Annotated in this window: 13 protein-coding genes; 8 read left to right on the top strand and 5 right to left on the bottom strand. The window is 67.8% G+C overall.

Annotated features, from left to right (window positions below; translation table 11 throughout):
• Window positions 1-43 precede the first annotated feature (43 nt).
• The 4 genes from thiS (at window position 44) to ACO6VK_RS00645 (ending at window position 3,710) form a co-directional block, all read left to right on the top strand.
• A complete protein-coding gene (gene thiS, locus ACO6VK_RS00660) occupies window positions 44-244 on the top strand; it encodes a sulfur carrier protein ThiS (protein WP_422504976.1) in 201 nt (66 codons plus the stop codon).
• 62 nt (window positions 245-306) lie between these two features.
• Entirely contained in the window at window positions 307-1,101 is a 795-nt protein-coding gene (locus tag ACO6VK_RS00655) for a thiazole synthase (protein ID WP_422504975.1), read from the top strand.
• The gene (gene trmB, locus ACO6VK_RS00650; RefSeq protein ID WP_422504974.1) at window positions 1,101-1,835 is read left to right on the top strand and encodes a tRNA (guanosine(46)-N7)-methyltransferase TrmB; all 735 of its coding nucleotides are present in this window, start codon (window positions 1,101-1,103) and stop codon (window positions 1,833-1,835) included. Before ACO6VK_RS00655 ends, trmB begins: the two co-directional genes overlap by 1 nt.
• Window positions 1,836-1,862: 27 nt before the next feature.
• On the top strand, window positions 1,863-3,710 hold the full coding sequence (locus ACO6VK_RS00645) for an SLC13 family permease (RefSeq protein WP_422504973.1): 1,848 nt from the start codon (window positions 1,863-1,865) through the stop codon (window positions 3,708-3,710).
• Here the strand turns inward: ACO6VK_RS00645 and ACO6VK_RS00640 are convergent, their stop codons facing one another.
• Window positions 3,711-4,049: a Rieske (2Fe-2S) protein gene (locus ACO6VK_RS00640; RefSeq protein ID WP_422505000.1), complete on the bottom strand. Its 339-nt coding sequence runs from the start codon at window positions 4,047-4,049 to the stop codon at window positions 3,711-3,713.
• Between the two features lie 186 nt (window positions 4,050-4,235).
• Between ACO6VK_RS00640 and ACO6VK_RS00635 the strand changes: the two genes are divergently transcribed.
• The 4 genes from ACO6VK_RS00635 to ACO6VK_RS00620 all read left to right on the top strand — a co-directional run bounded on the left by ACO6VK_RS00635 (window position 4,236) and on the right by ACO6VK_RS00620 (window position 7,499).
• A complete protein-coding gene (locus ACO6VK_RS00635; RefSeq protein ID WP_017356189.1) occupies window positions 4,236-4,511 on the top strand; it encodes a hypothetical protein in 276 nt (91 codons plus the stop codon).
• Between the two features lie 125 nt (window positions 4,512-4,636).
• The gene (locus ACO6VK_RS00630) at window positions 4,637-5,344 is read left to right on the top strand and encodes a fumarylacetoacetate hydrolase family protein (RefSeq protein WP_422504972.1); all 708 of its coding nucleotides are present in this window, start codon (window positions 4,637-4,639) and stop codon (window positions 5,342-5,344) included.
• Between the two features lie 55 nt (window positions 5,345-5,399).
• On the top strand, window positions 5,400-5,804 hold the full coding sequence (gene mscL, locus ACO6VK_RS00625) for a large-conductance mechanosensitive channel protein MscL (RefSeq protein ID WP_422504971.1): 405 nt from the start codon (window positions 5,400-5,402) through the stop codon (window positions 5,802-5,804).
• A gap of 279 nt (window positions 5,805-6,083) precedes the next feature.
• Window positions 6,084-7,499: a M28 family peptidase gene (locus ACO6VK_RS00620; protein ID WP_422504970.1), complete on the top strand. Its 1,416-nt coding sequence runs from the start codon at window positions 6,084-6,086 to the stop codon at window positions 7,497-7,499.
• Window positions 7,500-7,543: 44 nt separating this feature from the next.
• Here the strand turns inward: ACO6VK_RS00620 and ACO6VK_RS00615 are convergent, their stop codons facing one another.
• The 4 genes from ACO6VK_RS00615 to ACO6VK_RS00600 all read right to left on the bottom strand — a co-directional run bounded on the left by ACO6VK_RS00615 (window position 7,544) and on the right by ACO6VK_RS00600 (window position 12,949).
• Window positions 7,544-9,019 (bottom strand): alanine/glycine:cation symporter family protein, encoded by a 1,476-nt coding sequence (locus ACO6VK_RS00615; RefSeq protein ID WP_422504969.1) that lies wholly within the window; start codon window positions 9,017-9,019, stop codon window positions 7,544-7,546.
• A gap of 60 nt (window positions 9,020-9,079) precedes the next feature.
• Window positions 9,080-10,072 (bottom strand): hypothetical protein, encoded by a 993-nt coding sequence (locus ACO6VK_RS00610; protein WP_422504968.1) that lies wholly within the window; start codon window positions 10,070-10,072, stop codon window positions 9,080-9,082.
• 527 nt (window positions 10,073-10,599) lie between these two features.
• A complete protein-coding gene (locus tag ACO6VK_RS00605; RefSeq protein WP_422504967.1) occupies window positions 10,600-11,439 on the bottom strand; it encodes a TrmH family RNA methyltransferase in 840 nt (279 codons plus the stop codon).
• Window positions 11,432-12,949 (bottom strand): alanine/glycine:cation symporter family protein, encoded by a 1,518-nt coding sequence (locus tag ACO6VK_RS00600; RefSeq protein WP_422504966.1) that lies wholly within the window; start codon window positions 12,947-12,949, stop codon window positions 11,432-11,434. Before ACO6VK_RS00600 ends, ACO6VK_RS00605 begins: the two co-directional genes overlap by 8 nt.
• Between the last annotated feature and the right edge of the window lie 84 nt (window positions 12,950-13,033).

Raw genomic sequence — 13,033 nt, 5'->3', positions numbered from 1 at the left:
GCAAGGGTACGCACTTGCCCCATCATTGGGGGACAATAACGACATGAACATCCAGCTCAACGGCGAATCCCGCCAGCTTCCGCACACTGCCACCGTCCTGGACCTGCTGCAGACCGAGAACCTGATCGAGCGCCGCGTGGCGGTGGAGGTCAACGGCCAGATCATCACCCGCAGCCGCCATGCCGGGCACGTGCTGCAGGACGGCGACGTGGTCGAGATCGTGCACGCGCTGGGCGGCGGCTGAGCGCGACCGCCCCATCGCACACCGCCCCAGCAGGGTCGCGCGCGATAGGCGATAATTCGGCGATGAACGCACATGCCCCCTCCGACGCGCTGGTCATTGCCGGCAAGACCTATGCATCCCGGCTGCTGACCGGCACCGGAAAGTTCAAGGATCTGGACGAAACCCGTGCGGCCACCGAGGCCGCCGGCGCACAGATCGTGACCGTGGCGATCCGCCGCACCAACATCGGGCAGAACCCGGGCGAGCCGAACCTGCTCGACGTGCTGCCGCCGGACCGCTTCACCATCCTGCCCAACACCGCCGGCTGCTACACCGCCGACGACGCGGTGCGCACCTGCCGCCTGGCGCGCGAGCTGCTGGACGGCCACAACCTGACCAAGCTTGAAGTGCTGGGCGACCAGAAGACTCTGTACCCGGACGTGGTGCAGACCCTCAAGGCAGCCGAACAGCTGGTCAAGGACGGCTTCGAAGTCATGGTCTACACCTCCGACGACCCCCTCCTGGCCAAGCGCCTGGAAGAGATCGGCTGCGCTGCGGTGATGCCGCTGGCCGCGCCGATCGGCTCGGGGCTGGGCATCCAGAACAAGTACAACCTGCTGGAAATCATCGAGAACGCCAAGGTGCCGATCATTGTCGATGCCGGCGTGGGCACCGCCTCCGACGCGGCGATCGCGATGGAACTGGGCTGCGACGGCGTATTGATGAACACCGCCATTGCCGGCGCACGCAACCCGGTGCTGATGGCCAGCGCGATGCGCAAGGCGGTCGAGGCCGGCCGCGAAGCGTTCCTGGCCGGGCGCATCCCGCGCAAGCGTTATGCGAGTGCGTCCTCGCCGGTGGATGGGTTGATCGCCTGATGACCAATCCCTTTGACAGTGCCGGCGCCAAGGCGCCGCCCAAGCCCTTCACCGTCACCGAAGGCCGCCGCGAGGTGCGCAGCTTCGTGCTTCGCCAGGGCCGGTTCACCCCGGCCCAGCAGCGCGCGTTTGACGACCGCTGGCCGCGCTTCGGGCTGGACTTCACCGGCGAGCCCCGCGACCTCGATGCCACCTTCGGGCGCGATGCGCGCAAGGTGCTGGAGATCGGCTTCGGCAACGGCGCCGCGCTGCGTTTCGCCGCCCAGCAGGACCCGAGCCGCGACTACATCGGCCTGGAAGTGCACGCACCGGGCGTGGGCCGCCTGCTCAATGCGCTGGCCGACGACAACGCCGACCACGTGCGCCTGTACCACCACGATGCGGTGGAAGTGCTGGAGAAGGAAATCGCCGATGGCGCGCTGGATGAAGTGCGCATCTATTTCCCCGACCCGTGGCACAAGAAGCGCCACAACAAGCGCCGTCTGATCCAGCCGGCGTTCGCCGAGCTGCTGGTGCGCAAGCTGCGCGTCGGCGGCCGCCTGCACTGCGCCACCGACTGGGAAGACTACGCCGAGCAGATGTGGGAGGTGCTCGACGCCACCGCCGGGCTGAGCAACCGCGCCGGCCCGCGCGGCCAGGTCGACCGTCCCGAATGGCGCCCGCAGACCCACTTCGAGACCCGCGGCCAGAAACTCGGCCACGGGGTGTGGGACCTGCTGTACGACCGTACCTGACCCGAGCCCAAGGAACCGCGCCACCTCATGGATACCGCGCTGACGCTGACCACGGACATGAAGCTCGTACTCGGGCTGGTCGGCTTCACGATGGCGATGTTCCTGTTCGAGCGCATCCGCGCCGACGTGGTGGCGCTGGTGGTGCTGGTGGTGCTGGGCGTGACCGGCCTGATCGCGCCGGAGGAGATCTTCGGCGGCTTCTCCGGCAACGCGGTGATGAGCATCATCGCCACCACCATCCTCGGCGCGGGCCTGGACCGCACCGGGGCGCTGAACCGGCTGGCCGCCTGGCTGCTGCGTCGCGGCCACGGCGTCGAGCAGCGCCTGCTGATGATGACCACCGCCATCGCCGGCTTGAACTCCTCGTTCATGCAGAACCCCTCGGTGATGGCGCTGTACCTGCCCGTGGCCTCACGCCTGGCCGCACGCACCGGCTTGACCCTGCAGCGGCTGCTGCTGCCGATCTCCGCGGCGATCGTGATGGGCGGCGCGCTGACGATGGTCGGCAACTCACCGCTGATCCTGCTCAACGATCTGCTGGCCTCGGCCAACAACAACCTGCCCTCCGGCCTGGCCACCATCGAGCCGCTGCGCATGTTCGCGCCGCTGCCGATCGGCGTGGCGCTGCTGATCGCCTCGCTGCTGTACTTCCGCTATTACGGCGACCGCAAGCTGGTCGAAGAAGAGTCGCTGGCCAACGACGGGGTGACCCCGGCGCGCACGGACAGCTACTTCGCCAAGACCTATGGCATCGAAGGCGACGTGTTCGAGCTGGTGGTCACCGCCGAAAGCCCGCTGGTCGGCATGACCCTGGGCGAAGCGGAGAACGTGCACGACGCCCCGCTGCTGCTGGCCCTGAAGACGGGCAACGACACCCGCCTGGCACCCCCAGCGGAGATGCGCATCTGGGTCGGCAGCGTGCTCGGGGTGATGGGCGCCCGCCAGCAGGTCAGCGATTTCGCGCAGAACCAGTTCCTGCGCATGTCCTCGCGCCTCAAGCACCTGGGCGATCTGTTCAATCCCAGCCGTGCCGGCATCTCCGAAGCGGTGGTGCCGCCCACCTCGGATGTGATCGGCAAGAGCGCCTCGGACCTGCGCCTGCGCAAGCAGCGCGGCATCAGCCTGCTGGCGATCAACCGCGACAAGCAGGTGATCCGCGAGGACGTCCGCAACGTCGCGCTGCGTGCCGGCGACATGCTGGTGTTCCACAGCATCTGGACCGACCTGGCGCAGGCCGCCAAGAGCCGCGACTTCGTGGTGGTCACCGACTACCCCAAGGGCGAGCAGCGTCCGCACAAGTTCAAGATGGCGATGGCGATCTTCGCCATCACCATCCTCATCGCGCTGACCTCCAAGCTGCCGGTGGCGCTGACCCTGATGACCGGCGTGGCCGGCATGCTGCTCACCGGCGTGCTGCGCATGGACGAGGCCTACGCCTCGATCAACTGGAAGACGGTGTTCATGATGGCCGGGCTGATTCCGCTCGGCTGGGCAATGGACAGCAGTGGCGCGGCCGCCTGGGTTGCCGGGCATACCATCGACCGCCTGCCCACCGGCATCCCGGTGTGGGTGCTGGAGATCGCGCTGGCGCTGCTGACCACGGTGTTCTCGCTGGTGATCAGCCATGTCGGGGCGACCATCGTGATGGTGCCGATCGCGGTCAACCTCGCGTTGGCCGCCGGCGGCAACCCCACCGCATTCGCGCTGATCGTGGCGTTGTCGGCGTCCAACAACCTGATGACCGCCTCCAACCCGGTGATTTCGATGATCACCGGCCCGGCCAACTACACGCCGCGCGAACTGTGGCGGGTGGGCGCGCCGCTGTCGTTGATCTACACCGCGGTGGTGGTGGTGATGATCAACCTGATGTTCTGATCAGGCCAGCCACACCTGTCCGTCGCGCACCTGCAGCGGCACCGTGCGCAGGCGATCGCCACGACAGGGGCCGGCCACGCAGTCGCCGTTGTCCAGCGAGAACGAGGCCCCGTGCGCGGCGCACACCAGATGCCCATCGCGGCTCTTGAGGAACTGTCCCGGCGCCCAGTCCAGCCGGCGGCCGGCGTGCGGGCAGATGTTCAGCCAGCCGCGCACCTGCGCGCCGTCGCGGTACAGCACGATCGATTCGGCATCGCCGTCGATGCAGGCCTCCACTTCGGCAAAACCGGCGTCGGCAATGGCATCCAGGGCGATCAGGGCGGTGTCGGGGGCGTGCAGTTCGGGCATGGCAGGTCGGGACAGCGGAAGGACACCAGTGTCTCACGTCGTCATGTCGCTGGCTGCCGCATGAACCCAAGTCATTGATCTGAAACACCGGAACGCTACGCTTAACGACTTTTTCACTCAATGACAGTGGCCACCGCAGATACTCAGCACTCGCTGACTTCAGCCAAGAAAACCGCCATGTACAGCCGCTTCTTCCAGTTCAACCAGTTCCGCTCCCTGTTTGCGCCGCGCAAGCCGCGCCACCCGTTGGTGCGCGTTGCGGTCGGTCTGCTGGGCCTGGCGATCCTGGCCGCATTGGTGTTCGTGGGCGTCTTCGTGGGTGCGGCGATGATCATTGCCGGTGTGGCGTGGAAGCTGCTGGCCCAGCGTAAGAGCGCCCGCCCGGCCCCGTCGCAGGTGATGGACGGCGAGTATCGCGTGGTGCGCAAGCCGGCCCTGCCGCTGTCGCGCTGATCCGCTGCACGGCCCGCACCGGCGGGCCAGCCCTGCCCTGACGCTGTCGACATGCCACGCTTGGCATGGCACGTCGCGCACGCACGTTCTAGACTGCCGCGAACCTTCCGTTACAGGACGCGAGCATGACCGATGTAATCCCCACGCCCGTGCCACCGCGCATTCCGGTTGCCGGCGGCGGTACGTTCCCGGTGCGTCGCATCTACTGTGTGGGCCGCAATTTCGCCGACCATGCGCGTGAGATGGGGGCGGCCGTGCCGGCCGCCGACGACCGCGGCCGTCCGATGTTCTTCAGCAAGCCGGCCGACGCGATCGTGGTCGGCCATGACGATGTGATCCCCTACCCGCCCTCCACCAGCGACCTGCACCACGAGGTGGAACTGGTGGTGGCCATCGGCCGCGATGCGCCGGCCGGCGTGCTGCCGGTGGACCAGGCCGAGGCGCTGGTGTTCGGCTATGGCGTCGGCCTGGACCTGACCCGCCGCGACCTGCAGGCGGCCGCCAAAGCCAAGGGCCACCCCTGGGACAGCGCCAAGGGCTTCGATCACTCTGCCCCGGTGAGCGAACTGGTGCCGGCCGGTGAAGTGGGCGATCTTGCCGCGCTCAATCTGTCGCTGGAAATCAATGGCGAAGTGCGCCAGCAATCGCTGCTGGACCAGATGATCTGGAACGTGCCGGAGATCCTGCACGAGCTGTCCAAGCTGTGGGCACTGCGTGCGGGCGATCTGGTGTTCATGGGCACGCCTGCCGGTGTGGCCGCGCTGCACCCGGGCGATCGTTTCAGCGCGCGTCTGGAAAACGTGGCCGAGCGCCACGGCGTCATCGCCGGATGACAACCGCTGCGTTACGCTGCGGCGTCCTTTGATCCCCCCGCGACAGGAGAACCCGATGGGAATGATTACTGAGTTCAAGGAATTTGCCATGCGTGGCAACGTCATCGACCTGGCGGTCGGTGTCGTCATCGGTGCCGCGTTCGGCAAGATCGTCACCGCGCTGGTGGACAAGATCATCATGCCGCCGCTGGGCTGGCTGATCGGCCGGGTGGATTTCTCGCAGCTGGCCTGGACGTTGGCCCCGGCACGACTGGGCGCGGACGGCAAAGAGATTCCGGCGGTGGTCATCGGCTACGGCGATTTCCTCAACACGCTGGTGCAGTTCGTAATCGTGGCCTTTGCGATCTTCCTGGTGGTGAAGGTGATCAACCGCCTGGCCCGCAAGAAGGAAGCCGCTCCGGCCGCGCCGGCTGAAGAAGTGCTGCTGCTGCGCGAGATCCGCGACAACCTGAAGCGCTGACCGGCGTACCGACCAACGGTCGGTACCTACCACGGTCCAGGCGCGTACCGACCAACGGTCGGTACCTACCGCGATCCAGGGGCGTACCGACCAACGGTCGGTACCTACCACGGTCCAGGGGCGTACCGACCAACGGTCGGTACCTGCCTTCGAAACCCCGCCCCGGCGGGGTTTTCGCGTATGGAAAACAGCGTCCGCCGGACCATGACCTCCCGCCCATGTGCGCGGCCGGCAGGCTGCTAAGCTCGGACGCTTCCGCCCCGTTTCCGGAGTTCGTCCATGCGTCGCCGCGTCCTTGCCATCGCATCCACCCTTGCCCTGCTGGCAGGGCCCGCCTTCGCCGCGCCGACGACGCTGCCGCCCGCCTCGCTGGCCACGGCGGCGCAGCTGCGCGAGCAGGCGCTGAAGGACGACACCGGCTGGAAGGTCGTGGAGTCGCTCACCACCGAGATCGGGCCGCGCATCGCCGGCGGCGAAGCCGACGCACGCGCGGTGGCCTGGGCGGTGGCCAAGTTCAAGGCGCTGGGCTTTGACAAGGTGTGGACCGAGCCGGTCACCTTCCCCAAGTGGGAGCGCCGCAGCGAGCACGCCGAAGTGACCGGCAAGCATGCCCAGCCGCTGACCATCACCGCACTGGGCGGCAGCCCGGGCGGCACGGTCGAAGCCGAGGTGGTGCGCTTCGCCGATCTGGCCGCCCTGCAGGCGGCGCCGGCCGGCTCGCTGACCGGCAAGATCGCCTTCGTCGACTACCAGATGACGGCCTACCGCGATGGCCGCGACTACGGCAACGGCGGCGCGGTGCGCAGCAAGGGCCCCTCCGAGGCGATCCGCAAGGGCGCGATCGGCTTTGTGATGCGCTCGGCCGGCACCGATTCGCACCGCGTGCCGCATACCGGCATCACCCGCTTCGACGACGGCCTGACCCCGGTGCCGGCGGCCGCCCTGTCGGTGCCCGATGCCAACCAGCTGGCGCGCCTGCTCGCGCTCGGCCCGACCACGCTCAAGGTCAGCCTGGACTGTGGCTGGGATGGCAAGGCCACCTCGTACAACGTGATCGGCGAGATCACCGGGCGCAGCCTGCCCAAGGAAGTGGTGGTGATCGGTGGCCACCTCGATTCCTGGGACCTGGGCACCGGCGCGGTTGATGATGGCGCCGGTGTGGGCATCACGATGGCTGCCGGCCACCTGATCGGCCAGCTCAAGCAGGCGCCGAAGCGGACCATCCGCGTGGTGGCCTTCGCCAACGAGGAACAGGGCCTGTACGGCGGCAAGGCGTATGCCGAGGCGCACGCCAAGGACGTGGTCCGGCACCAGCTCGCCGCCGAAAGCGATTTCGGTGCCGGCCGCATCTACGCGTTCAATACCGGCTCACCGAACCCGGCCGACTCGCGCGAGGCGACCCGCCAGATCGCCGAAGTACTCAAGCCGCTGGGCATCGAGTACGCGCCGGACAAGGGCGGGCCGGGCCCGGACGTGGGCCCGCTGGCCGCCAAGGGCGGTGCATGGGCGTGGCTGGCGCAGGACGGCAGCGACTACTTCCACCTGCACCACACCGCCGACGACACGCTGGACAAGATCGACCCGGCCGCGCTGGCGCAGAACGTGGCCGCCTACACCGTCTTTGCCTACCTGGCCGCCGAGGCCGATGGCAGCTTCGGCAGCGAAGCCAAGGCGACCACGCCGCCGAACGAATGAGGCCGCGCATGGACCACGGCACCCCGCCGTGGTCCATGCCCTGCTCACCCGTCCTTGCGCTCGCTGCGATGGGTGGCAGCGATGTCGTCCCAGAGCTCTGCGCGGACAACACCGGCTGCACACGGATCGAAGACCGGGTCCAGGCCCGCGCGCCGGCTCTTCTCGTAGTCGCGCAGCGCCGCCAGCGCCGGCTTCTGCAGCAACAGCAGCGCGATGATGTTGAACCACGACATCAGCCCCACGCCGATATCGCCCAGTGACCACGCGACCGTGGCGCTGTTGATCGCCGACCAGGAGGCCACGCCCAGGAATGCCAGCCGGAACAGCCGGATCGTCCACGGGCAGGCGCGGTTGTGCCGAAGGAACACCACGTTGGTTTCGGCGTTGTAGTACAGCGCCAGGATGGTGCTGAAGGCGAACGGCAGGATCGCCAGGGCAATGAACCCGGCGCCGAAACCGGGCAGGGTCGATTCGACGGCCCGCTGCACGTAATGCGGCCCGGCCTCCAGCCCGGGCACGTGCGCCACCAGCAGGGCACCGCCTGCGCCGGGCTCATACACGTTGTACGCCCCCGCGGCCAGGATCAGGAACGCGGTGGCGCTGCACACCACCATCGTGTCGATGTAGACCGAGAACGCCTGCACCAGCCCCTGTTTGACCGGATGGGAGACCTCGGCCGCAGCGGCCGGATGCGCGCCGGTGCCCATCCCGGCTTCGTTGGACATCACCCCGCGCCGCACCCCCCACTGGATGGCCGTGCCGAGCATCGCGCCGAACGCGGCATCGGTGCCGAAGGCGCTGTCGACGATCAGCCGGAACATGCCGGGCAGGGTTTCGTAGTGAACGCCCATCACCACTGCGGCCACCAGCAGGTAGCCCACCGCCATGAACGGCACCACCACCTGGGTCACCCGCGCGATGCGGCGTACGCCACCGAAGATGACCAGACCGGTGGCGGTCACCATGCCCAGCGCCGAGTAGACCGCCGGTACGCCCCAGGCGCCATCGAGCGCACTGGCGATGGCGTTGGACTGGGTTCCCGGCAGCAGCAGACCGCAGCCGATCACGGCGCTCCACGCAAACAGCACGGCATACCAGCGTTGACCGAGCGCCTTCTCGATGTAATACGCCGGGCCACCGCGATACTGGCCGTTGGCATCACGCTCCTTGTAGATCTGCGCCAGGGTGGATTCCATGAACGCACTGGCCGCGCCCAGGAACGCCACGCACCACATCCAGAACACGGCGCCGGGGCCGCCGTAGCCGATGGCCAGGGCAACGCCGGCGATGTTGCCCACACCGACGCGGCTGGACAGCGACAGGCTGAGCGCCTGGAACGAGGACACACCGGCGGCGGAACTGGACGAATTGAACAGCAGCCGCACCATGTCCGGCAGGGCGCGCAGTTGGATGAAGCGCGTGCGGATGCTGAAGTACAGCCCGGCGAGCAGGCACAGGCCGACCAGTACCGGGCTCCAGACCACGCCCAGCAACCAGGCGACGGCGTTTTCAATGTTCATGGGCGACTCCCGACGGGATGAGGGGCGACGGCGTGCGCCGGCGGCGCAACGGAGCGCGCATCAGAAGAACATCCCGAGGGCGACCTGCGGGCTGACGAACGCACCGCTGTTGCGGCCGCCCACGCTGAACTCCACACCGGCAATGACACCGACGGACGGGCTGAAGTGGTATTCGACCGCAGGGGCCAGGCTGAAACTGCGGCTGGCGGGCCGATGCTGGTCGATCAGGCGCAGGCCGTCGGCCCCGGGGGCATAGCCGGTGATGCGCTGAGCGGTTTCGCGGCTGGCGGTAACGTCCAGGGCGGCAACCCAGCGTGGGTTGATGCTGTACTCGGCACCCAGCGAAACCCCGACCAGCGAACCGCGTGCGATGCTGCCGCGGAAGCCGGGATCGGTCCCGTACACGCTGCTGTCGTGCACGGCGACACGCGCCGGTGCAGGGCTGGCACTGAGCTGGCCGCGCCACCGCAGCGGGCGGTCGTTGGGCAGCCACAGCACCTGCTGCATACCGAGCGCGAATGTGGTGCGCTGCACGCCGTCGCCCTGGGCGTCGAGCGGGTTGCCGACGACGCGGTCATAGCTGCCGGTGGCAAAGCGTTGCATCAGCGCGATGGAAATGGCGGGGCGACTGCCGTCGGCACTGGGGGCCTGCAGGAGGTATTGCAGGCGGGCGGTGGTGTCGCCCGCGCGCATCGCGCCACTGCGTGCACCGTCCGCCTCGGCACGCGCGGCGCTGAGGTTTACCTGGGCGGTAACGCGTTCGCCCATGCCATAGGCAATGGGGACCACGGTAAGCCAGGCACCGCTGCCCGGGCGGCTGCGGCGTGCGCCGCGGCTGTCGTAGTGCGCGCTGCTGTCGATGCGCACGAGGTAGGGTTCGATATACCAATGGCCGCGCGGGAGGCCGGCGGGGTTGGCGGTGACGAGGGGACCGGTGAAATTGACGCCGTCGAGGCTGCGCGTCTGCGCAGTGGCGGCGGATGGAACGGCGAAGGCGAACGCGGCCACCACTGCAGTGGCGGCGGGGCACAAGGGCAACACGGACAGGTTCATGCGACAACTCCCGTAGGTCTGGCAAGGACGCGGCGTGAGACGACGACGCCGCGCCAATCTGCACATCCGGGCGTGCGACAACAACGTCCAGGAACCTTGTTTTTGCCGTTCTGTGCGGCGCCGCACGCAGGTCGTTTGACACCCTTTCGGATGATGCGCAGCGGAGCTTTGTTCTGCGTATGGCGAAGCGGAAATCCATTCCCGTGCGTGATCGCGGGAGAGACGGCCTGTCGGGAGAAAGAACAAAAAAAAACCCGGCCGCAGAGCGACCGGGTTACCGGGATTGCATCACACCCCACGCGGTGAATGCCGCAGTCTTACGTACGTCCGGACAAGCGGACCGCCGCGCTGCGTGGGTGTCTCTCCTCACCTACGCAACGCAGCACCGCCGTCACACTGTGCGTGGAATGGATTCCACTTCACCATGCGAAAAGTCCGAATCGAATGTAGTCACAGCCAGTTCGGTGGAACCGATCACAACATGAGGCGGCGCGCCATGCGCGCTACCCGTAAAGCAGCTGCCGCGATCACCCCTTGCGGCCGTACCAATGCGACAGCAGCACCGCCGTGGCCGACGCCACGTTGAGGCTTTCCACCGCGCCACTGCCAGGAATGGAAACCTGCAGATCGCAGTCCTGCGCAAGGTCGCGGTCCATGCCCTCGCCTTCGGCACCCATGACATACACCAGGCGCTCGGGCAGCGCGGCCGCGAACAGGTTGTCGCCGCCGTCCACCAGCGTCGCCGCCAGCCCGAAGCCGGCGCCACGCAGCTGCGTCATCGCCTGCGGCAGTTCCGGCAGGCGTACCAGCGGTACCGCTTCGGCACCGCCCTCGGCCACGCGTGCGGCGGCACCGGATAGCGCCAGCGTCGCGCCCGGCGGCAACAACAGGCCGGACACGCCGAAGTGCGCGGCCGAGCGCAGGATCGCGCCGAAGTTGTGCGGGTTGCCCACACCGTCGAGCCACAGCGCCAGCACCGGGCCCGTGGCCGGCAGCGTGTCGAGCCACTCGGACAAGGCCAGCATCGGCGCACGCACCACATCGGCGACGACGCCCTCGTGGTGGGTGGTCGCGGCGAGCTTGTTCAGATCGCCCTCTTCCACGACCCGATAGCCGACGCGGTTGGCCACGCACCACTTCAGCATCGGCTGCAGGCGCGGGATCAGCGCCTCGGCCAGGTACAGCTTGCGCAGCGCCTGCGGGCGACGCTCGAACAACGCCTGCACGGCATTCCAGCCATACAGACGCAGTTCGTCGTTGCCACGGCCCGGCGGCGGCGGGCTGCCGCCCTGATCGCGCGGCGGCAGCGGGGTGGCCCGCGGCGGTCGCGCCGACGGGCGGCGGGCATTCTTCCAGGGATCATTCACTACGGGACTGCTCCAGCTTGCGTTGACGCCAGAATTCGGCGTTCTTGATGCCCAGGGCATCGGGGTCGAAGATCGGGTCGAGGCCCAGCTTCTTCTGTCGTTCGTAGTCGCGCAGCGCCAGCATGGCCGGCCGCTGCACGATCAGGATGGCGATGATGTTCAACCAGGCCATCAGGCCCACGCCGATGTCGCCCAGCGCCCAGGCCAGCGTGGCGTTGTGGAACGCACCGAACACCACCATGCCGATGATGCCCAGGCGCAGCAGCAGCACGGTGGCCGGGCGCTTGCGGTTGTGGTTGATGTAGCTGAGGTTGGTCTCGGCCATGTAGTAATAGGCCATGATCGTGGTGAAGGCGAAGAAGAAGATCGCCACCGACACGAACGACGCCCCCCACCCCGGCAGCACCGCTTCCACGCCTGCCTGCGCATACCCGGCACCTTCCGGGATACCGGCCAGGCCCTGGAAGATCGGCGCGGCACCGGCCACCGGCGAATACACGTTGTAGGTGCCGCTGGCCAGGATCAGGAACGCGGTGGCCGTGCACACCATCATGGTGTCGAAGTAGATCGCGAACGCCTGCACGTAGCCCTGCTTGGCCGGGTGCGAGACCTCCGACGCGGCGGCGGCATGCGGCCCGGAACCCTGGCCGGCCTCGTTGGCATAGATGCCGCGCTTGATGCCCCACTCCACCGCCAGGCCCATCATCGCGCCGAAGGCGGCATGGGTGCCGAAGGCACTGTCGAAGATGATGCCGAACATTTCCGGCACGCGGTCGTGGTTGATGATCATGATGACGATGGCCATCAGGATGAAGCCGGCCGCCATGAACGGCACCACCACTTCGGCGAAGTTGGCGATGCGCTTGACGCCGCCGAAGATCACCACGCCCAGCAGCAGCGCCACCACGACGCCGATGCCCAGCTTCAGCGCCTGCACCGATTCCATGCCCATCACCTGGCCATCCAGCGGCCCGCACAGCGCCCCGCCTCGGCAGGCGTTGATGATGCTGTCGGCGATGGCATTGGCCTGCACGCCCGGCATCAGGAAGCCGGCGGCGATGATCGTGGCGCCGGCGAAGGCCAGTGCGTACCACTTCAGGCCCATCGCCTTTTCGATGTAGTAGGCCGGACCGCCGCGGTAGCGGCCTTCGGCATCCTTGGTCTTGTAGATCTGGGCCAGGGTGCACTCGACGTAGGAGGTGGATGCGCCGAGGAAGCCCATCACCCACATCCAGAAGATCGCGCCCGGGCCGCCGAAGGCGATCGCGGTGGCGACGCCGGCGATGTTGCCGATGCCCATGCGGCCGGCCATCGACATGGCCAGCGCCTGGAATGAGGATACGCCCGCGTCGGACTTCTCGCCCTGCACCGTCAGGCGGCACATCTCGAAGAACCCGCGGATCTGCATGAACCGGGTACGGACACTGAAGTACAGGCCCGCGGCCAGGCACACGAAGATCAGTGCCTTGCTCCAGATGATGCCATTGATGAAATGTACAGCTGCTTCCACGCGCTCTCTCCAGTCGGCGGAAAAAAGGAACGTCCCCGTCGGCTGGGAGGACCGGGTTGATTCTCCACGATCCGCGCCGGCCTG

This window comes from Stenotrophomonas sp. GZD-301 (assembly GCF_049310345.1).
GTDB lineage: Bacteria > Pseudomonadota > Gammaproteobacteria > Xanthomonadales > Xanthomonadaceae > Stenotrophomonas.
The sequence above is the reverse complement of the archived record's forward strand: the minus strand, read 5'-3'. Positions and strand labels throughout refer to the sequence as shown.